This is a genomic window from Marinobacter sp. 3-2 (assembly GCF_003751355.1).
GTDB lineage: Bacteria > Pseudomonadota > Gammaproteobacteria > Pseudomonadales > Oleiphilaceae > Marinobacter > Marinobacter adhaerens.
The window spans coordinates 474,231-493,706 of record NZ_RJUQ01000013.1 but is presented as its reverse complement, the minus strand read 5'-3'; the positions used below and the strand labels follow the sequence as shown (position 1 = coordinate 493,706).

Below are 19,476 nucleotides of genomic sequence, written 5' to 3'. Positions count from 1 at the left end.
CCTTAACCCTTGGCTATTTGAACCTTACGACCAGTTCGTGCAAATCGTTGGCAATCTGTTCAATGTTTTTTACACAGTCGGTGGACTCCTCACCTTTCGACAAGTTGTTGGATGCCAGATCCGAAATTTTTTCCACCTGTTCGTTGATCTGATCCGATACCTGAGCCTGCTCCTCAACGGCCGCCGCCATCTGCAGTGCCATTTCGGCGATATTGGTAACCGATTCAGCGATGTCATTCAGTGTGCTTTCTGCCGACAGCATTTTTTCCATGCCTTCATCCGCCGACAGCTTGCCTTCGTCTGCTTTTCTGTTCGCGTCCTCGGACCGGGAAATCAATGCATTGACGATACCGTGGATCTCGCTGGTGGAATTCCGTGTGCGTGATGCCAATCCACGAACCTCCTCAGCGACTACGGCGAAACCGCGCCCGTGTTCGCCGGCCCTGGCAGCTTCGATCGCAGCGTTCAAAGCCAGCAGGTTCGTCTGTTCAGCGATTTCCTCGATAATTTTTGCAGCAGACGCTATTTGCTGGGTTTGTTGTGACAGTTCACCGACGGAGTCGCTGATGCTGTGGACAGAACCCTTCAGAGTCTCGATCGCTTCCCGCGTTCCCCGAACAACGGAGCGCCCCTCGTTGGCAAATTCCTTGGCGCTGTCCGCCCGCTCTGCGGTTGATTGAACGTTTGAAGAAACCTCAGCGATGGTCTGGGACATCTCATGCACGGCCGCCGCGACCTGTTCGGTTTCAGCCTGTTGCTGCCTGAGGGCTTCCTGCGCCTCGAAAGTGACTTCACGGCCTTTCACGGAAAACAGTCGCATTTCATCCGCAGAGTCTTCAAGTCTGGTCAGAACTGCGTCCAGATGCGCCTGCTGAGCTTTGACAGCAACCTTGATCCTGCCCAGGGGCAATTCGTCATCGGTGTAGCTTTTTGCAGCAAGGTCATCGGTGAAACTGTGTTCAAGTAACTGAGTGACTGACGCCATAAGCTGTTTTCGCGCAACATGCATCCAGCCCGCATAGATAATGACGCCGACAGCCAGTGAGAGCTCAGAGAACATTTTCTGGCCGGCAATAAACAAGATCCCTGCGACAATAAAGACAAATGCGAGGAAGAGGGTCGGCGGCTGGAAACGCTGCCAAAAGCGAATGCCAGAATGGCCTGAACGGATATCAGCGTAGAGTTTTTCCGCCCGAGCCACATCCTGTCGGTCCGGACAGGATCGGACGGATTCATACCCGACTACTTTGCCGTTTTCGGTGACCGGCGTGACATAGGCGCTGACCCAGTAGTAATCGCCATTTTTGCAGCGGTTCTTTACCAGGCCCATCCAGGGCTGCCCGGCTTTAAGGTGAGACCACATGTTTTCATAGGCGGCCGGAGGCATATCCGGGTGCCGGACGATGTTATGGGGTTGGCCTATCAGTTCGTCACGGCTGAAGCCACTGACCTCGACGAACGCCGAGTTGCAGTGTCGAATTTTCCCTTTGAGGTCCGTGGAGGAAATCAGTTTCTGATTAGATGGAAAGGTTTTTTCGTTATCCGTGACAGGTAGATTCTTTCTCATCGTAAGTCCTTGCGTATCCGGCTGCTTTCACTTCGAAAGGTAGTCGTTGATACGCCAGCCTGCCACGAAAAAGAAAGTGGGCGGGCTGGAATTGCAAGGACAAATACTGCAAATCTGGCTTTTCAGGCAGAGTTCTTATTTTTGGGGGGATCGGACTGCTGGCCTGGCAAGCCACTCGTGACCTTTCAACATGCCGTGCCAATACAAAGTGGGTAACTGTTTCGCCTTCAGCCACCAGGCCGCCCGGGTCGCTTTGGTGCCATCGTTGATCCATTTCGGGAAGCTGGGTTGAAGTACGCCGCCATAGCCAAATTCCGCGAGCACAATCTTGCCGTTTTCGACCGTCAGCGGGCAGGAGCCATAGCCCAGGTAGGCGGCTTCAAGCGGCTGGTTTCGGAGCGTGGCCACGAGGTTTTCAGCCACCACGGGTGCCTGCTTGCGCACCGCGGCAGCGGTTTTTGCGTTGCCGGTTCCGCTCGCGTCGCCAAGTCCAAAGATGTTGGCGTAGGTTTTGTGGCGCAGGGTGTCGTCTTCCAGGTCCAGCCAGCCGGCCTCGTTCGCCAGGGCAGACTCCCGGATCAGCTTCGGTGCCCGCTGGGGGGGCACAGCGTGCAGCATATCAAAGCTGACCTCGCGGTCTTCGGTATTGCCGTCGCCATCTGTTGAGCGGAACACAGCCGTTTTAGCAGGTCCGTTCACCGCAACCAGGGTACTCTGGAAATTCAGGTCGATGCCGTATTTTTCGACATAGGCTTCCAGGGCCGGGACGTAATCGGCGACACCAAACAAGACGGCTCCGGCGTTATGAAACTGGATATCCACATTGTTGAGCACGCCGTGCTTGAGCCAGTAATCGGCAGACAGATACATGGCTTTCTGAGGGGCGCCGGCACATTTAATCGGCATTGGCGGCTGGCTGAAAAGAGCCCGGCCTTTCTTGAGCTTCTGCACCATGTCCCAGGTGTAGCTGGCCATGCCTTCCCGGTAATTGGATGTGACCCCGTTGGAGCCCAGCGCTTCCTCAAGACCGTCGATGCCGGCCCAGTTCAGCTCTAGCCCGGGAGCGAGCACCAGGGCTTTGTATTCCACGGAGGAACCGTCATCAAGAGAAACCTGGTTGTTGTCCTGGTCGATGGCGGTTACCGGTTGCTGGTACCAGGATACGAATTTTGGCATCACTTCTGACATGGGCTTGGAGGTGACTTCTGGCCGGAAAACCCCACCACCCACCATGGTCCAGCCGGGCTGGTAGTGGTGCCGGGTAGCCGGCTCGATAATGGCGATGTCGATATTGCCATCCCGTTTGTGGATGCTGGATGCCACCGATATACCGGCCGCTCCGCCGCCCACGATTACGACGGTATGGGTTTTGACGCTGCCCGTGGTGGTTGTGTTGCTGGTCATGCCTCGAACCTCTTGTCTTTGTTTGCTGTGTGCGAGTGAGCTTGAGATATATCAAAGGGTACCAAACAAAAGGTTCTATCGTTAGATTAAATAAGAATATTGCCGACTGAAGCTCTAGTGCGTGGCTATAAAGTTAGGAAAACCTAATGAATTGGGATTATTCGAAAGCTTTTGTGCATTGCCTTCATGGGTGTTCGCAATTGGAAGAGTAAAACCTATAGCTATATTCTAATAACTAAAGTAAGCAATCACGCGTTTTCAATTCAGAGGAGGACGCACTTATGAGAACGTTTAAGCAATCACCGGCAAAACACGCCGGCACACCGAATGTGGCCGGGTTTTTCGATCCAAGAACGTTCAGTGTCCAGTACGTGGTTAGTGATCCGGAAACAAAGCAGTGTGCGATCATTGATCCAGTGCTCGATTACGATGAAAAGTCCGGCGCAACGGCGACGCACCACGCAGATGAACTCCTGGCATTTATTCGTGAACAGGGCTTTGAAGTTCAGTGGATCCTCGACACGCATCCCCACGCCGATCATTTCTCGGCAGCCCAGTACCTGAAAGAGCAGACGGGCGCTCCAACCGCAATCGGTGGTTATGTGACCGGAGTTCAGGAACTTTGGAAAGGCATCTATAACTGGCCCGATTTTCCTGCTGACGGTTCACAGTGGGACCATTTGTTCCGGGCCGGGGACGAGTTCCGGGTTGGCAACCTTCAGGGCCGTGTGATGTTTTCGCCCGGCCATACCCTGGCTTCTGTTACCTATGTGACCGGCGACGCTGCGTTCGTGCACGACACCATTTTCCAACCGGATTTCGGCACTGCCCGCGCGGACTTCCCCGGGGGAGACGCCCATCAGCTATGGGATTCCATCCAGGCCATTCTGGCCCTGCCGGACGAGACCCGCCTGTTCACCGGTCATGATTACATGCCCGGTGGTCGTGAACCTGAATGGGAAAGCACCGTTGGCGAGCAGAAGCAGGCGAACAAGCACCTGGCTGAAACCTCCGAAGCCGAGTATGTGGAGCTTCGGAACACCCGTGACAGCGAGTTGCCGATGCCGAAATTGATTCTGCATGCGCTGCAGGTCAACACCCGGGGTGGACGCCTTCCCGAGCCGGAAGCCAACGGCAAACGGTATCTGAAGATTCCATTGGACGCACTCGAGGGTGCTGCCTGGGAATAACCCGGGAGAGCGAGCACACAACCCCTTTGCCGGGCCGACAAAGCCCGGCTTTTTTGTGGGTGAAGAGCTGCTGGGCAGAGTTGAGTGACTTTGTCACTGAAGGCCACTCCCTGGCCGGATACATTGGTTTCGAAGTTATTCGATCCACCAAAAAGGAGCTTTTCCCATGATCAAGTCAATCAAGGCCATCGCCGCGGCTGCGGTGATTGCAGCCGTACCGTTCAGCGTTCAAGCCGACAGTCATAAAGGGGGTGTTGAAGAAGTGCTGGTGATCCTGTCCAGCGATTCGCTGCAGACACAGGGCATGGCGATGGTGCTTTCGAACACCATGGCCCAGCAGGGCGCCAAGGTAAACGTGCTTCTGTGCGACAAAGCCGGTGACCTGGCACTTAAGTCCTACGAAGCGCCCGCCCTCAAACCCAAAGATGTGACTCCGGGGCAGATGCTGCGCGGTCTGTTGAAAAATGGTGGTGAGGCGAAGGTCTGTGCGCTGTATCTTCCGAACAGCGACTACGGCAAGGACGATCTGATTGACGGCGTGGGCGTTGCCATGCCGCCGGAAATGGCCGGCCAGATGCTCAACCCGAAGATGCGTACGTTCACTTTCTGAGTTTGCAAGCCCGGTGTCCAGTGACCCCGGGCGTTTACATCTGACTCAAGGACGATAGATCTTGTCGGCGTTCAGCGTCATGGACCATGGCAGGCCGTCATTCTGCCAGCCATTTACAATTCTCATGCCTTTCTTCTTGCCTTCTTTGGCGCCACTTCCCTGGAAACCGTGGTCAATGTACTTCACATTGGTGAAGCCGCGCTCTAGAAGGTATTCCGCGCTTGGCTTGCCACGGCTGGACCCGGAGCGGCACATGGTAATGACCAGATCATCCTTGGTCAGGCCTTTTTCTTTCAGGGCTTCCTCTACCTGTGAAGCGAACTCCGGATTGGTGTTCATGGCAAACCGACCCTTGTCATCAAGGAAAGTCGAGCGATCGGCGAGTTTGAACGGGATATTCTTGTCGACCACATCGGTGAAGCCGATAAACATGATTTCAACCGGATCCCGGACATCCACAAACAGGAGTTGGTCTCCCTGCTCCTGAACCATGTCATAGGTTTGCTGTGGGGTGAGGGAAAGTGCCTCTTCCGCCTGGGCGCTGAAGGCAATGGCGATAGTGGCGAGCAGGGCTGTCAGTATATGCTTCATGATGGTTTCCTCCTGCATTGGGGAGGCCCGCCGAACGACGGGCCCCTTATCTATCCGCGAGTCGGATTAAAGCTTGGTGGTGCGGAGATACGGACGGATTTCATTCCAGCCCTGCGGGAACAGACCCTTGGCTTCCTCGTTGGAAATGGAGGGCGGAATGATCACGTCGTCTCCTTTGCGCCAGTCGGCCGGCAGGGCAACCTTGTTGGCATCACCGGTTTGCAGGGCATCAATGACCCGGAGGATCTCGTCGAAGTTACGGCCGACCGCCATTGGGTAGGTCATGGTCAGACGAATCTTCTTGTTCGGGTCGATGATGAACACGCTGCGCACGGCAGCGGTTTCGCTCTCACCGGCGTGGATCATTTCGTACAGCTCGGCCACTTTGTGGTCAGCGTCGGCAACGATCGGGAACTGGAGGTCGCAGTTCTGGGTGTCGTTGACGTCTTCAATCCACTTTACGTGCTCTTCCACGGTATCGGTGGAAAGACCCAGGGGCTTCACATTGCGGGCTTCGAATTCTTTCGCCAGCTGCGCGGTGCGGCCCATTTCAGTGGTGCACACCGGCGTGAAGTCGGCCGGGTGGCTGAAGAAGAATACCCAGGAATCACCTGCCCAGTCGTGGAAGTTGATCTGGCCGGCGGTGCTGTCGATGGTGAAGTTCGGGGCGGTAGAGCCAAGCAATAAACTCATGATGAATCTCCTGTCGGGTTTTGCTGGTGGAGGCGGGTTGCCTCTTGATGTCGGAATAACAATAACCCGCCAGGAGGCTCTTAGCCAATAAAGTTATATCTATAGAACAAATAGGCTTAACGAATTGAGGACGGGCCTTTCGCAGTAGATCGCTCTACGGTGAGGGTTACTTCTCTGTCCTGATAAAGCGTTTACTCTGTGGCATGCTTCAGATTGTGCCCATAGTCGCAGGCCCCCTTTGAAAATGATCGAAAGCCGAACTTTCGCCCCTCTCGCACTCCTACTGCTCACAGGTCTGCTGGCAGGTTGTGCGTTGCCATCCTTGAAAGACCGCTCACAGTCTGTCGCTTTCGTTCAGGCGCAGACGGCGGATACGCGCCTTGGCAGCGCAGTTGGCAGAGAGATTGAAGCCCACCCCGATCTCAGTGGTATTACAACGCTGGAGGATCCACTGGACGCTTTCGTTGCCCGCGCTTTGCTCGCCGAGGCCAGCGAGAGATCCCTGGATGTCCAGTACTACATCTGGCGGGACGATATTACCGGCAAGCTGCTTCTGTACTCGCTATATCGCGCGGCCGAACGCGGCGTTCGGGTTCGGCTGCTTCTGGATGACAACGGCATCGCCGGCCTGGACGATTTCCTGGCGGCGTTAAATCATCACGACAACGTCGAGGTTCGGCTGTTCAATCCGTTTGTGATTCGCAGCTCCAGAGCGTTGGGCTTTCTGACGGACTTTGGTCGCCTGAACCGCCGGATGCACAACAAGTCATTCACGGCTGACAATCAGGCCTCCATTGTTGGCGGCCGCAATATTGCCGATGAGTATTTCGGTGTGGGTGACGGTACGCTGTTCGCGGATCTGGATGTTCTGGCGATCGGGCCCGTCGTGGAGCGTGTCTCCAGGGATTTTGATCGCTACTGGGCGAGTCAGTCCGCGTACCCGGTGGATCGGTTGCTCGAAGGCACCGATGATGAGGATCTGGATGCCATGGCAGCAAGTCTTGCTTCCGTCGAACAGGATGCTGAAGCCCGGCGCTTCGTGGCTGCTTTGCAGAATTCGGATTTTCTCAGGGAATTGCTGGACCGGGAGGTCTCTTTTGTCTGGGCGCCGGTAGAGATGGTGAGCGACGATCCTGCCAAGGCCCAGGGGCTCGAAGGAGAGCAGGGTCGATTGAGCCAACAGTTGGCCCTGGCGTTGGGTGAACCTGAAAAGACAGTGACCCTGGTTTCGCCCTACTTCGTCCCCGGTAATCGTGGCGTCGAGCTGTTTCGCGAGCTTGAAAACGCCGGTGTGGAGGTGCGGATACTGACCAATTCCCTGGAGGCCAACGATGTAGCCCTTGTGCATTCAGGCTACGCGAAATACCGGGAGGCCCTGTTACAGGCGGGTGTCGAATTGTTCGAGCTGCGCAAATTCAAGTATGAGAGCGCAGATGAGAAACCGACCACTGGTGTTATCGGCAGCTCCGCCGCCAGCCTTCACGCCAAAACCTTTGCCGTAGATGGTCAGTCGCTTTTCGTTGGTTCCTTCAATTTCGACCCCCGTTCAGCGAATCTGAACACCGAGCTGGGTTTTCTGATCAAGAGCCCGGAGCTGGCGACCGCACTGGAATCCGCCTTTCCCGAGAAAGTCAGACTGGCGGCTTATGAGGTTGTGCTGGATGAAGACGGCGATCTCCGGTGGCTGGAGTTCACGGGTGCAGAAACGATCGAGCACTACCATGAGCCGAATACCGGCCCTTTCAAACGGGCATTGGTTTATCTGTTCTCGTTGTTGCCCGTGGAGCCGTTGCTGTAATCCTGGATGCCCGATTACTCTCATGAATCTATCAGCGAATCCTTGAGTCCTCGTTGCTCACGTACTCTTGTGAAGACACGGTGTTCTGCATAGTGAGTAACAAGTCGTTGCAGCTTATCCATTCGCAGCGGCTTGGTGCAGTAGTCATCCATGCCGGCCTCGAGACACTGGAGCCGATAGCTTTCACTGGCGTTGGCGGTAACCGCGATAATGGGTGTATCCAGGTTGGCGGCGGCTTTCAGCCGGATCTCACGGGTGGCCTCTATGCCGTCCATGACTGGCATCTGGCAATCCATGATAATCATATCCCATGGTTCGTTCATGGCAGCTTGTACAGCTTCCAGTCCGTTTTGGACCCCCTCTGAAATTACCCCTATTTTCTCGAGCTGCTTGCGAAGAATCATCCGGTTACCGGCGTCGTCTTCCACCACAAGAACCCTGGGGACCTGAATCACATCCCCAAGGTTAAGCTGATCTGGGTCGTGGTCCTCTGACTGGTGAACATCGCCATAGGGCACTGTGACTTCCAGCGTTGTGCCGTGATCAGATGTCTCAAGAACTCTCATAGCGCCGCCAAGGGCATTCGCCAGAGAACTGGCAAGGGGTAACCCCAGGCCCACACCGCCGTAACGCCGAGTGAGGCCAGCTTCTCCCTGCCTGAAGGCCTGGAATACTTTCTCCCTCTGTGCATCCGGGATACCAGGCCCAGTGTCTGATACCAGAATCCGCAAAACGGAATCATCTGTCAGTCTGCTCCCCCGAACCAGCACCTCGCCCCCTGCAGGTGTGAATTTCACGGCATTATCGATGAGCTGGTACAGGACCTTTTCAAGCATCAAACCATCCATGAAGACCTTTCCAGGTACTGAATCTTCCATGCCGAAGGCGAGGGAAACCGGTTTCGCCCTTGCGGTTTCCCGGAACTCGTATTCAAGGAGGTCAAACAGGGATTGAGGCTCGAACACCTGGGGCGAGCTGAGCAGGTTCTCTTCCTGGGCATCAACGAAGTCCAGAATGCCACCGACCTGCCGGGTCATTCGCAGATTGGCGTACTCGATCAGACGGAATGCGTTGCTCTGCTCCCGGTTAAGCGGTGCCTCCCGTAGCAGATCCAGCTGACCCTGGATGGTATGCAGGGGCGTGCGCAATTCATGGCTGACCGCATTCAGGAAGTCATCCTTGATGCGGTTGCTACTCTCGAGAGCCTTTCGGGCTTTTTCGCTGACTTCGATCTGCTGGGCCTGCAGGGTGTCCCGTTCGTCGCGAAGGATTTTTATGCGGGATGCCAGGGCTAGTGAGAACAGGGCCATTTCCCAGGACATGGCTCCGGGGATGTAGTACATCACCCATGGGCTGCCTTTGAGGATATTCAGTGACTCCAGTGAAGTTATATTTTGAGCGATGATCAGGGGAATCCATCCAATCAGAAAATACAAAGCAGGTTTGTATTTGTTCTTTGCCTGGATGACGGCAAAAGGAACAAACGAGAGGTAAACCACTATCCCGACGGAGGCCGCAAGGAAAGCTACGGTCTTGAAGGTGAAAAACGGCGTTGCAACCAAAATGCACAGGTAAATTGCTGATATGAATTTGTATATCCGGTCTACCCGTGGAAACAGCGTTTTGAGTTGAAGGATTCTGGAAAAAAATTGAATGCTTAGCAGAGGCATCAAGATTAAAAGGGTTTTGCCCAGCCAGTTAAACTGTTCTTCGCTCATTCCCAGGTAGGATTGCAGGTTGGTAAGAGTCAACGAGTAAAGTAACACGCCAACCGCCACTGCTACGTAGAGCAGATAGATTCGATCTCTGATACTGAAATAGAGGAAAAGGTTATAGACCGTCAGCGCAAAAATAACGGACGCCAGACTTACACTGAGCCCAGTGTGTAAAACCGCCTCATGGACCAATGCAGTCTGATCCACAACCTTAACGGGCGTACTTATCGGGAAGTTGGCCTCGAAGCGGATAAGCATATCCGAGGCTGATTCTGTTTTGGGTAATTCCAAGACAGGATGATGAAATGGAATGTCCTTTTGAAGCGGCTGGTCGAGCGCGGACACGGGATTCCGGGAAATCGGCGAACCATCTAGGAATACTTGGACACTTGAAGCAAGAGGACTTAATAGAAGCCAGCGCTGCTCCATTGTTTCTGCTGAATCAAGCTTACCCCTGATCCATACAAATGGTTCACGAGGCTCGCTGGTAAAAACATCATGATCGATTGGAGACCAGGCGGCGTGTTCTTCTGGCGGCGGCGTTTCCTGATCCCAGGTGCCCTCGAATACCTCCATCGTCTGGGCCAGATCTCTCACGTATCCCTGCTGCTCTGCCGCCCCTGCGCAAAAAGGTAACAGTGAAAGTGAAGAAAGGATCACTACGAAGAGAGAGGTCCATCTCCGATCAACATTCGCCATTCAAAGTTCCTTGATCTAAACGCCCACAAAACACCCAGAGGTTTTGCCAGTGAACCCTCGAAAGGATTTATGTTTTTGGAGCACTATTCATTCTATCGTTTGTTAAATAGTCAGGCCCGCTGTCTACTTTCATTTGATAGGTATGTCGCCGAAAACTATACTTCGGAGCCTACTCAAAAGGATGCTGTATGTATAGTTCAAGGTCAGGTTTTGTAAAGGAATTTCGTTCAGTTCTCCTCGTATCTGTATTTACTCCATTGGTCGCTTCTGCGGGCGGTCTGTCCAATGGTGATCAAAGTGCCAGTACTTCCGCAGTCAGCAACGCAGGCAGTGTCGCCAACCCGGAAAATGCTTCTACGATCTTTTTCAACCCTGCCGGAATGAGCGGACTTTCCGGGACCAATCTGTCTTTCGGAGCAATCCTGTTCGAGATCGACGCCGTCGGTCGGGATTCGCAAACATCAGCCACCCGTGCTAACGGGGACCTGGTGGTCGGTGATGGTGGTGGTGATCACGTTAAAACCTTTGCAGTACCCAATGCCTACCTTACCCATGAAGTGAACGACTGGCTGGACGTCGGACTGGGAGTGTACGTTCCCTACGGCCTGGGCTTCGATTACGGCGACGCTTTTGCAGGGCGGTATATTGGTGATGAAATTGAACTGGTGTCCTACGGCGTGAATCCTTCCTTTTCGGTGAACAGTGGCGAGGGATTCTCGCTGGGTGGCAGCATCAATGTACTCTATGCCGATGCCGAGCAGCGTAATCCAGTTGACTTCAGTGGAATTGAATCACGTTTTTCACTTCCTCGCGGCACCCTGAACGATGGCTACGCGACATTGGAGGGAGATGATGTTGCATTGGAGTTCACCGTCGGCGTTCTCTGGCAGGCGACTCCCGAAACGTCACTTGGACTCGCGGCCCGTACGGGCACCGAATTCAAACTGAAGGGTACCGGCACGATCAACCAGTTTCCCACTTTGTCAGCCAGTGGGCTGACTCAAACCACTGTCTCTGAGCAGATAGAAGTCCCGATCACGATTCCTCAAAGCCTGAGTGTCGGTCTTGCTCACCAATGGAATGCCACGCTTAAACTGCTTGCAGGCGCAACCTGGGCGAAATGGAGTGATGCCTCTGCCCTGTCCGTAGTGTCCCGAGAGACGTTGCCAGTTGCTTTTCCCGGCGAGCAGCCATCCGAGGAGCAGGTTCAGAGTTGGAAAGACACCTGGCAGTGGCGGGTTGGCGCAGTCTGGCAGGTGGCACCGACATGGTCACTAAAGGCTGGCTACTTGTTTGATGAATCGCCCCTTACCATCAAGACGCGTTCACCACTGACGCCGTTTGATGATTATCACCAGGTTTCTCTGGGTGCACAGATTCGCGATCTGGCAGGCGACTGGACGGTAGACATGTTCGTTGCACGAGTCTTTTATGAGGGCGATATTTCCATCGACTATAAGACGACGGATCCTCTGCAGGGGCAGACTTCATTTAAAAGTGAGTATGACGTGGTGCCGTGGACAGCTGGCTTGCAGTTAGGCCGGGAGTTTTAACACAGGAAGGAATCAAAACGGGAAAGTGGTCGGCGTGGCAGGATTCGAACCTGCGACCCCTTCGTCCCGAACGAAGTGCGCTACCAAGCTGCGCCACACGCCGATCAACGGCCGGTATTATACGGATTCGCTTTGGTTTTACCAGCCCTCGGCGGATAAAAGGGCATCCGTAAATTTGCTGAGATTATCGTAGATACTGACATCGGCGCCGGGTATGGGTCTGGCGTCCAGATGGCGTTCGGTGTCCAGTCCATTACCGGTTCTCACCAGTACCGGACGACACCCCTCGGCGTGGCCGGCTTCCAGGTCCTTGCGGCTGTCTCCCACCATGATGACCCCTTCAAGGCTGGCGAGATGAAAATGCTCGCGGATCTGCTCCAGCAGGCCGGTGAGTGGCTTGCGGCAGCAGCACTGGTCGTCGGGGTGGTGGGGGCAGTAGGCAATGAAGTCGATGCAGCCACCCTGGGCTTCCACCAGCTGCTCGAGCTTCTCGTGCATGGCATCCAGCTCATCGGTGTCGTAGTAGCCGCGGCCGATGCCTGACTGGTTAGTGGCGATGGCAATGCGATGGCCGGCAATACAGAGCCGGGCCACCGCCTCAACGCTGCCGGGAATGGGGTGCCATTCATCCGCCGAGCAGATGTAGTTGCCATCGTACTCGTTGATGACCCCGTCCCGGTCGAGAATGATCAACATCGCTGTGCGGGTGCCCCTTGGTCCGGTCTCAGCCTGCTGTGGGCAGCAGGGAGATATCCGCAACGCGCAGGAACAGGTTGCGTAGGCGGTTCAGCAACGCCAGCCGGTTGTTCCTTACCGCCTCGTCGTCGGCCATGACCATCACTTCATCAAAGAAGTTGTCCACCGGTGCACGTAGGCTGGCCAGTGAGCTCAGGGCACTGGCGTAGTCGCCGTTCTCGAACAGTGGCAGAACCTTCGCGGCCTGTTGGTCGACCTGCTCGGCGAGGGCCTTTTCGGCGCTGTCCTGCAGCAGGCTGGCGTCGACCGTTTCGCCGATGCTGTCGCCACCCTGTTTGGTCAGGATGTTCGAAACCCGCTTGTTGGCGCCGGCCAGAGCCTGCGCTTCGGGCAGCTGCCGGAAGGCTTCCACCGCTTTTACCCGGCGGTCGAAATCCAGCGGGCGGGTCGGACGGCGGGCGTGAACGGCCAGGTAGACCTCGGCGCCAATGCCCTGCTCGTCGTAGTAGGCACGGAAGCGCTCCAGCATATAGTCCACCACGGTGCTGGCGGTGTTCTGCTCGGTCAGCACGGTGAAGTTCTCTTCAGCCCACTCGCAGCAGGTTTGCAGGTCCAGGGGCAGTTCGCGCTCGATGATAATGCGCAGCACCCCGAGGGAGGCCCGGCGCAGGGCGAACGGGTCCCGTGTGCCGGATGGCGGCTGGTTGATGCCGAACAGGCCCACCAGGGAGTCCAGGCGGTCCGCGATGGCAATGGCACAGCCGGTCAGGGTTGTTGGCAAAGCGTCGCCGGCGAAACGGGGCATGTACTGTTCGTTCAGTGCCTTGGCCACGTCTTCCGGTTCGCCGTCATTGGCGGCGTAGTATTGGCCCATGATGCCCTGCAGGTCGGTGAACTCCAGGACCATTTCGGTGACCAGGTCGGTCTTCGCCAGCATGGCCGCGCGCTCGGCCAGGGCCGGATCACTGCCGATGGCGTCGGCGATTTTCTTGGCCAGTGCGGCAACGCGCACAGACTTGTCGTAGATGCTGCCCAGTTTTTCCTGGAACACGATGGGCTTGAGGGCGTCGATGCGATCCTCGAGCTTGGTCTTCCGGTCGGTTTCGTAGAAGAACGCGGCATCGGAGAGCCGGGGCCGGATCACTTTCTCGTTACCGGAAACAACCTGTGACGGGTCCTTGCTTTCGATGTTTGCCACGGTGATGAACAGCGGCAGCATTTCCCCGTCGGCGGCCACCACGTGGAAGTACTTCTGGTGTTCCTTCATGGAGGAAATCAGGGCCTCCGCCGGAACCTCGAGGAACCGTTCCTCGAATCGACCCATCAACGGCACTGGCCACTCGTTGAGTGCGGTGACTTCGTCCAGCAGGTCCTCATCGATGACGGCCTTGCCACCGGCTTCCTTCTCGGCCAGCTCGGTGACGCCGGCACGGATCTGTTCCCGGCGCTCGGCGAAATCGGCAATCACATAGCCTTCCTGCTTGAGGACGACTTCGTAATCACTCGGCGTAGGTACGATCAGGGATTTCGGGCAATGGAAGCGGTGACCGCGGGTCTTGTTGCCCGGAGTCAGGCCCATGATGGGCGCCTCGATCACCTTGTTGCCGAACAGCATTACTACCCAGTGGACCGGACGCACGAACTCGGTACGGTGGGCACCCCAGCGCATGCGCTTGGGAATCGGCAGGCCGGCCAGGGATTGCTCCACCAGTTCCGGCATCAGCTCTACGGTGGGCTTGCCCTGCTCGACCGTGCGGTAGACCACCCAGGCACCCTTGTCGGTTTCCAGGGTGTCGAGCTGGTCCGGGGTCACGCCCAGAGAGGTGGCAAAGCCGGTCAGCGCTCGGGTCGGATTGCCGGCATCATCAAAGGCCGCCTTGACGGCAGGGCCACGTTTTTCAACCGACTTGTCCGGCTGGGAGTCAGCCAGATCCCGGATGCGCACGGCCAGGCGGCGCGGAGCGGCAAAGGCTTCAACCTTGCCGAATTCGATGCCCGCTTCTTCCAGGCCCCGGGCAATGCCCTGGGTGAAGGCGTCAGACAGCGGCTTGAGGGCCTTGGGGGGCAGTTCTTCGGTGCCCAGTTCGACCAGAAAATCCTGTGTTGCCATGGTTATGCGTTCCCCTGTTCCTGCTGTGCCTTCTTCGCTTTCTTGCCCTTCTTGCTTTTCGCCTTGTCGTCGGCGGCCTCAGCGGCGGCAAGGACTTCCTTGCGCAGCGCCTCGGGAGCGAGCGGGAAGCCAAGCGAGCGACGGCTGTCGAAGTACGCCTGGGCGACGGCACGAGCCAGGGTGCGAACCCTCAGGATGAAGCGCTGACGCTCGGTAACCGAGATGGCGTGGCGGGCGTCCAGCAGGTTAAAAGTATGGGAGGCCTTGAGAACCTGTTCATAGGCTGGCAGGGCCAGGCCGGCTTCGATCAGCCGTGCGCTCTCCCGCTCGTGAACATCAAAGCTATGAAACAGGAACTCGGTGTCAGCGTGCTCGAAGTTGTAGGTGGACATCTCCACTTCCTGCTGGTGGAACACGTCACCGTAGGTGACCACACCGTCCGGGCCCTCGGTCCAGACCAGGTCGTACACGCTGTCGACGCCCTGCAGGTACATGGCGATCCGCTCTAGCCCGTAGGTGAGCTCGCCGGTCACCGGGAAGCACTCCAGGCCGCCAACCTGCTGGAAGTAGGTGAACTGGGTCACTTCCATGCCGTTCAGCCAGATTTCCCAGCCCAAACCCCAGGCGCCCAGTGTCGGGGACTCCCAGTTGTCTTCTACAAACCGGATGTCGTGAACGAGCGGGTCCAGACCCAGCGCCCGCAGGGAATCCAGGTACAGTTCCTGGATGTTGTCCGGTGATGGCTTCAGAACCACCTGGAACTGGTAGTAATGCTGCAGGCGGTTCGGGTTCTCACCGTAACGGCCGTCGGTGGGACGGCGGCTGGGCTGAACGTAGGCGGCGTTCCAGGTTTCCGGCCCGATGGCACGCAGGAAGGTGGCCGGGTGGAACGTGCCGGCACCCACTTCCATGTCCAGTGGCTGGAGGACCACGCAGCCATGCTGCGCCCAGAAATTCTGCAGAGCCAGGATAAGGCCCTGGAAGGTCCCGATATCCGGAGTTGTCTGTTTCGTTGCCTTGTCTGTCACGACGGTTGCCTGCTGATCAGTCTGTGTGTGGCGCCCCGGTTGTCCTTCGGGGCGCTCCGAAAAAAGAAAGGCGCATTATACGCGTGCTGGCTGTGTATTTCTAAGTCAGAAGAAGGTAAGACCCACCTGGAAGAGTTTTTCCACATCCCGGATGCGGGTTTTGTCCACCAGGAACAGGATTACGTGGTCGTCCGGCTGGATCCGGAGGTGATCGTGGGCGATCAGAACTTCATTGCGGCGCACGATGGCGCCGATGGTGGTGCCTTCTGGCAGGTTGATTTCATCAAGCCGTTTACCGACCACTTTCGAAGACCTGTGATCCCCGTGGGCAATGGCTTCGATTGCCTCTGCCGCGCCCCTGCGCAGTGAGTGAACGTTCACAACATCGCCCCGGCGAACGTGGGTCAGAAGGCTGCCAATGGTGGTCTGTTGGGGCGAGATGGCCACATCGATGTCGCCGCCCTGAATCAGGTCCACGTAGTCCGGATTGTTTATCAGGGTCAGGACCTTGCGAGCGCCCAGGCGCTTGGCCAGAAGCGAAGCCATGATGTTGGCTTCATCGTCGTTGGTCACTGCGCAGAACACATCGGTACTCTCGATGTTCTCTTCCAGCAGGATATCCTTGTTGGCGGCGTTGCCCTCCAGCACCACGGTCTTGCGCAGGTTCTCCGAGAGCATGACACAGCGCTCGTGGTCCCGCTCCAGCAGTTTGACCTGGTACCGGTTCTCGAGGGTATGGGCAAGCCGCTGACCGATATTGCCGCCCCCGCAGATGAAGATGCGCTTGTAGGGTTTGACCAGGGGTTGGAGTTCGCTCATCACCGACTTGATGTGGTCACCGGCGGCAATGAAGAACACCTCGTCCCCGTCTTCAATCACCGTGTTGCCCTCGGGCATGATCGCCCGGTCTTTGCGGAAGATGGCCGCCACCCGGGTATCGATCTTGGGCATGTGGGTGCGCAGGTAAGACAGCTCATGGCCCACCAGCGGGCCACCCTTGGTGGCACGGATGGCGACAAGGCGGGTCAGGCCCTTGGAAAACTCCAGTACCTGGAGGGCGCCGGGGTTCTCGATCAACCGGGTGATGTGTTTGGTCACCAGGTGTTCGGGGCTGATCAGAACATCAATGGGAAAACCCCGCAGGCTGTCGAGGTCCTTGGTCTGGTCGCGCTGGTAGAAAAGTTCGGATTTCGCCAGATAGGCGTTGGCTCGTACCCGGCATATGGTGGTCGGGGTCTTGTACAGCAGTTTGGCCACCTGGCAGGCGACCATATTTGTCTCGTCACTGTTGGTGACGGCAATCAGCATGTCGGCGTCTTCGGCCCCGGCCTGTCGCAGTGCCGTGGGATAGGACGCCGCGCCCTGAACGGTGCGGATGTCGAGCCGGTCCTGCAATTCGCGCAATCGGGCACCATCGCTGTCGATAATGGTGATGTCGTTGGCTTCGTTGGCTAGGTTTTCGGCAAGGGTACCGCCGACCTGGCCGGCACCGAGAATCAGGATTTTCATGGTTCGGGTTTCTCCAGCACGGCGTAGAAGAAGCCGTCATGGCTGTCCGGATCCGGGAGCAGTTGCCGCCCCGCACCCATATCGCGTCCCCATTGAGCTTCCGGCTCAACGAGAATGGCATCGGTCTGCTGCTTGCAAAACCGCTGAATTATACGGTGGTTTTCCTGCGGGAACACCGAGCAGGTGGCATACACCAGCCGGCCTCCGGGTTTCAGGATAGCCCACATTGCGTCCAGCAACCCGAGCTGTATGGCCGCCAGGGGGGTAATGTCCGATTCACGGCGCAATAACTTGATATCAGGGTGGCGGCGAATCACGCCGCTGGCGCTGCAGGGCACGTCCAGAAGAATGCGATCGAATGCCTCGCCGTCCCACCATTGTTCGGTCGCAGCCGCATCCGCCTGTTTCAGGGTGGCGTTGAGATCAAGTCGGTCCAGATTCTCCTGAACCCTGGGCAGGCGATCAGCGGATTCGTCGATGGCGACCACTTCTGCCAGCTCGCCACAGCTCTCCAGAATCGCGCAGGTTTTGCCGCCGGGAGCGGCACAGGCATCGAGAACCCTCTGGCCAGGCGCCAGGTCCATCAGGGTGGTGCACAATTGCGCGGCCTCATCCTGCACGCTGACAGCGCCATCGGCGAACCAGGGCAGCCGGTCGACAGGAACCGGAGTGGCCAGTTGAATGCCGTGGGGTGCGAAGCGCGTTGCCTTTGCTTCGATGCCGGCCTCAGCCAGCAGGCCAAGATACTCATCCCGGGCAAAACGGAGGGCATTTACCCGCAGGGTCATGGGGGCCTGGGCATTGTTGGCGTCGAGAATGTGCTGCCAGTCTTCCGGCCAGTTGTGGCGGAGCTTTTCCACCATCCACACCGGGTGGCTGAACCTGGCGGCATCGTCTGCCGGTTCTTGTGCGCCTTCCCGCTCCGCGGCCCTGAGGACACCATTCACCAGCCCGGTCAGATGGGGTTTGTCCAGGGCGCGACAGGCTTCAACGGTTTCATTGAGAACGGCGTAATTGGCCTGTTGGCTGAAGCGCAACTGGAACAGGGCAACCAGCATCAGGTGATGAATGATGCGGTCGGGCTTGCGCAGAGGTTTTTTCAGCCGGCTGTTGAGCTCGCCGTCCAGGCGATAAAACCAGCGGCAGGTGCCGTAACAGAGCGCCTGGAGAACCGGGCGTTCATTGGCGGGCAGGCGGTTCAGTGCGGGCGGCAGGCACTGGGACAGGGACTGGCCATTCTCCACGGAAAGCATCACACCCGCGGCGATGGCGCGCATGGGGTGTTGTCGGTCGCCCATCTCAGCGCAGCTCCTGGCCGGGCATGAGCAGTTCCTTGCCGCCATTGATCAGGTCGTTCACGCTCTGGGCGCGGGAGCCCGGCAGCTGGAGACGGGTGATGCGCAGGGTGCCGTTGCCGCAGGCAATGTCGATCCCGTCCCGGTCCCGTTGTACTACGGTGCCGGGGAAAGCGTCGCTGGCGGTAACCAGGGCCTGGGCTTCGTGAATCCGGATGCGTTGGTCACCCAGATCGGTGTAGGTTCCGGGCCAGGGGTTAAAGGCGCGAACCAGCCGTTCAATCGCTATGGCATCTGCGGCCCAGTCAATATGGCCTTCGGTCTTGCTCAGTTTGCTGGCGTAGCAGGCCAGCTGGTCGTTCTGGGATTCCCCGGTGAGTTCGCCCTTCTGAAGAAGCTCCAGGGCCTTGACGATGGCCTGGCCACCGAGTTCAGCCAGGCGGTCATGGAGACTGCCGCCGGTGTCGTTGTCCTTGATGGCGGTCAGGGATTTCAACAGCATGGCCCCGGTATCCAGGCCCTCGTCCATCTGCATGATGGTGATGCCGGTTTCCGCATCGCCTGCCGCTATGGCCCGCTGGATAGGTGCGGCGCCGCGCCAACGTGGTAGCAGAGAGGCGTGGATGTTCAGGCAGCCGTGGGTTGGAATGTCCAGGACCGCCTTCGGCAGGATCAGACCGTAGGCCGCGACAATCATCACGTCCGGATTCAGATCGGCCAATTGCTTCTGGGCGTCGGGCGTTTTCAGTGTTTCGGGCTGGAAGACCGGGATCCCGTGATCCAGCGCCACCTGCTTGACCGGGCTGGGCTGCAGCTTCCGGCCACGGCCGGCGGGACGATCCGGCTGGGAGTAAACGCCAACTATGGTGTGGCCGGCTGCAATCAGGGCGCGGAGCGCGGTGGCCGCAAAATCCGGTGTTCCAGCAAAAACAAGTCGCACGGTGTTGTGATCTCTGTTCCGTTGTATACGAAAAGACCGGGTCATGACCCGGTCCGGAATAGTGTCTGGTTTTGGGCT

15 protein-coding genes and 1 tRNA gene are annotated in these 19,476 nt (G+C 57.4%); 4 read left to right on the top strand and 12 right to left on the bottom strand.

Going from position 1 to position 19,476, the window contains the following annotated elements; genetic code table 11:
- Positions 1 to 13: 13 nt before the first annotated feature.
- The gene (locus EDB94_RS09685; protein WP_108018225.1) at positions 14 to 1,567 is read right to left on the bottom strand and encodes a PAS domain-containing methyl-accepting chemotaxis protein; all 1,554 of its coding nucleotides are present in this window, start codon (positions 1,565 to 1,567) and stop codon (positions 14 to 16) included.
- Between the two features lie 135 nt (positions 1,568 to 1,702).
- Positions 1,703 to 2,971 (bottom strand): FAD/NAD(P)-binding oxidoreductase, encoded by a 1,269-nt coding sequence (locus EDB94_RS09680; protein WP_108018224.1) that lies wholly within the window; start codon positions 2,969 to 2,971, stop codon positions 1,703 to 1,705.
- Positions 2,972 to 3,252: 281 nt separating this feature from the next.
- Between EDB94_RS09680 and EDB94_RS09675 the strand changes: the two genes are divergently transcribed.
- Together EDB94_RS09675 and EDB94_RS09670 are read left to right on the top strand one after the other, a co-directional pair.
- A complete protein-coding gene (locus tag EDB94_RS09675) occupies positions 3,253 to 4,161 on the top strand; it encodes an MBL fold metallo-hydrolase (protein ID WP_108018223.1) in 909 nt (302 codons plus the stop codon).
- A gap of 166 nt (positions 4,162 to 4,327) precedes the next feature.
- Positions 4,328 to 4,771 (top strand): hypothetical protein, encoded by a 444-nt coding sequence (locus EDB94_RS09670; protein WP_014578866.1) that lies wholly within the window; start codon positions 4,328 to 4,330, stop codon positions 4,769 to 4,771.
- Positions 4,772 to 4,816: 45 nt separating this feature from the next.
- Here the strand turns inward: EDB94_RS09670 and EDB94_RS09665 are convergent, their stop codons facing one another.
- A complete protein-coding gene (locus tag EDB94_RS09665; protein WP_227510506.1) occupies positions 4,817 to 5,362 on the bottom strand; it encodes a rhodanese-like domain-containing protein in 546 nt (181 codons plus the stop codon).
- Between the two features lie 66 nt (positions 5,363 to 5,428).
- Positions 5,429 to 6,055 carry a peroxiredoxin gene (locus tag EDB94_RS09660; RefSeq protein WP_014578868.1) on the bottom strand — a complete coding sequence of 209 codons (627 nt, stop codon included), beginning with the start codon at positions 6,053 to 6,055 and terminating at the stop codon, positions 5,429 to 5,431.
- A 244-nt stretch (positions 6,056 to 6,299) separates the two neighbouring features.
- On the opposite strand from EDB94_RS09660, the gene EDB94_RS09655 reads away from it, so the two are divergent.
- Entirely contained in the window at positions 6,300 to 7,853 is a 1,554-nt protein-coding gene (locus EDB94_RS09655; protein ID WP_108018221.1) for a phospholipase D family protein, read from the top strand.
- A 20-nt stretch (positions 7,854 to 7,873) separates the two neighbouring features.
- Here EDB94_RS09655 and EDB94_RS09650 read toward each other — a convergent pair whose 3' ends face one another.
- Positions 7,874 to 9,826 (bottom strand): 7TM diverse intracellular signaling domain-containing protein, encoded by a 1,953-nt coding sequence (locus EDB94_RS09650; RefSeq protein ID WP_181259028.1) that lies wholly within the window; start codon positions 9,824 to 9,826, stop codon positions 7,874 to 7,876.
- A 629-nt stretch (positions 9,827 to 10,455) separates the two neighbouring features.
- Here EDB94_RS09650 and EDB94_RS09645 point away from each other — a divergent pair.
- A complete protein-coding gene (locus tag EDB94_RS09645) occupies positions 10,456 to 11,820 on the top strand; it encodes an OmpP1/FadL family transporter (protein WP_108018219.1) in 1,365 nt (454 codons plus the stop codon).
- 26 nt (positions 11,821 to 11,846) lie between these two features.
- On the opposite strand, the gene EDB94_RS09640 is transcribed toward EDB94_RS09645, so the two are convergent.
- From EDB94_RS09640 to fmt, 7 genes are all read right to left on the bottom strand, one after another.
- Positions 11,847 to 11,923 (bottom strand) — tRNA-Pro (locus EDB94_RS09640).
- Positions 11,924 to 11,958: 35 nt separating this feature from the next.
- Positions 11,959 to 12,516 (bottom strand): D-glycero-beta-D-manno-heptose 1,7-bisphosphate 7-phosphatase, encoded by a 558-nt coding sequence (gmhB, locus tag EDB94_RS09635; protein WP_014578870.1) that lies wholly within the window; start codon positions 12,514 to 12,516, stop codon positions 11,959 to 11,961.
- 28 nt (positions 12,517 to 12,544) lie between these two features.
- Positions 12,545 to 14,626, bottom strand: a complete 2,082-nt coding sequence (gene glyS, locus EDB94_RS09630) for a glycine--tRNA ligase subunit beta (protein WP_108018218.1) — start codon at positions 14,624 to 14,626, stop codon at positions 12,545 to 12,547.
- Positions 14,627 to 14,628: 2 nt separating this feature from the next.
- On the bottom strand, positions 14,629 to 15,654 hold the full coding sequence (glyQ, locus tag EDB94_RS09625; protein ID WP_041645858.1) for a glycine--tRNA ligase subunit alpha: 1,026 nt from the start codon (positions 15,652 to 15,654) through the stop codon (positions 14,629 to 14,631).
- Positions 15,655 to 15,759: 105 nt separating this feature from the next.
- The gene (gene trkA, locus EDB94_RS09620) at positions 15,760 to 17,163 is read right to left on the bottom strand and encodes a Trk system potassium transporter TrkA (protein ID WP_008176663.1); all 1,404 of its coding nucleotides are present in this window, start codon (positions 17,161 to 17,163) and stop codon (positions 15,760 to 15,762) included.
- A complete protein-coding gene (rsmB, locus tag EDB94_RS09615) occupies positions 17,160 to 18,461 on the bottom strand; it encodes a 16S rRNA (cytosine(967)-C(5))-methyltransferase RsmB (protein WP_053113429.1) in 1,302 nt (433 codons plus the stop codon). The genes trkA and rsmB overlap by 4 nt, the downstream gene beginning before the upstream one ends.
- A gap of 1 nt (position 18,462) precedes the next feature.
- A complete protein-coding gene (gene fmt, locus EDB94_RS09610; protein ID WP_108018558.1) occupies positions 18,463 to 19,398 on the bottom strand; it encodes a methionyl-tRNA formyltransferase in 936 nt (311 codons plus the stop codon).
- Between the last annotated feature and the right edge of the window lie 78 nt (positions 19,399 to 19,476).

What these genes read in the sequence shown, in the direction of transcription:
- EDB94_RS09685 (WP_108018225.1), bottom strand. Translation starts at nt 1,567, where the DNA reads ATGAGAAAGAATCTACCTGTCACGGATAACGAAAAAACCTTTCCATCT.
- EDB94_RS09680 (WP_108018224.1), bottom strand. Translation starts at nt 2,971, where the DNA reads ATGACCAGCAACACAACCACCACGGGCAGCGTCAAAACCCATACCGTC.
- EDB94_RS09675 (WP_108018223.1), top strand. Translation starts at nt 3,253, where the DNA reads ATGAGAACGTTTAAGCAATCACCGGCAAAACACGCCGGCACACCGAAT.
- EDB94_RS09670 (WP_014578866.1), top strand. Translation starts at nt 4,328, where the DNA reads ATGATCAAGTCAATCAAGGCCATCGCCGCGGCTGCGGTGATTGCAGCC.
- EDB94_RS09665 (WP_227510506.1), bottom strand. Translation starts at nt 5,362, where the DNA reads ATGAAGCATATACTGACAGCCCTGCTCGCCACTATCGCCATTGCCTTC.
- EDB94_RS09660 (WP_014578868.1), bottom strand. Translation starts at nt 6,055, where the DNA reads ATGAGTTTATTGCTTGGCTCTACCGCCCCGAACTTCACCATCGACAGC.
- EDB94_RS09655 (WP_108018221.1), top strand. Translation starts at nt 6,300, where the DNA reads ATGATCGAAAGCCGAACTTTCGCCCCTCTCGCACTCCTACTGCTCACA.
- EDB94_RS09650 (WP_181259028.1), bottom strand. Translation starts at nt 9,826, where the DNA reads ATGCTTATCCGCTTCGAGGCCAACTTCCCGATAAGTACGCCCGTTAAG.
- EDB94_RS09645 (WP_108018219.1), top strand. Translation starts at nt 10,456, where the DNA reads ATGTATAGTTCAAGGTCAGGTTTTGTAAAGGAATTTCGTTCAGTTCTC.
- gmhB (WP_014578870.1), bottom strand. Translation starts at nt 12,516, where the DNA reads ATGTTGATCATTCTCGACCGGGACGGGGTCATCAACGAGTACGATGGC.
- glyS (WP_108018218.1), bottom strand. Translation starts at nt 14,626, where the DNA reads ATGGCAACACAGGATTTTCTGGTCGAACTGGGCACCGAAGAACTGCCC.
- trkA (WP_008176663.1), bottom strand. Translation starts at nt 17,163, where the DNA reads ATGAAAATCCTGATTCTCGGTGCCGGCCAGGTCGGCGGTACCCTTGCC.
- rsmB (WP_053113429.1), bottom strand. Translation starts at nt 18,461, where the DNA reads ATGGGCGACCGACAACACCCCATGCGCGCCATCGCCGCGGGTGTGATG.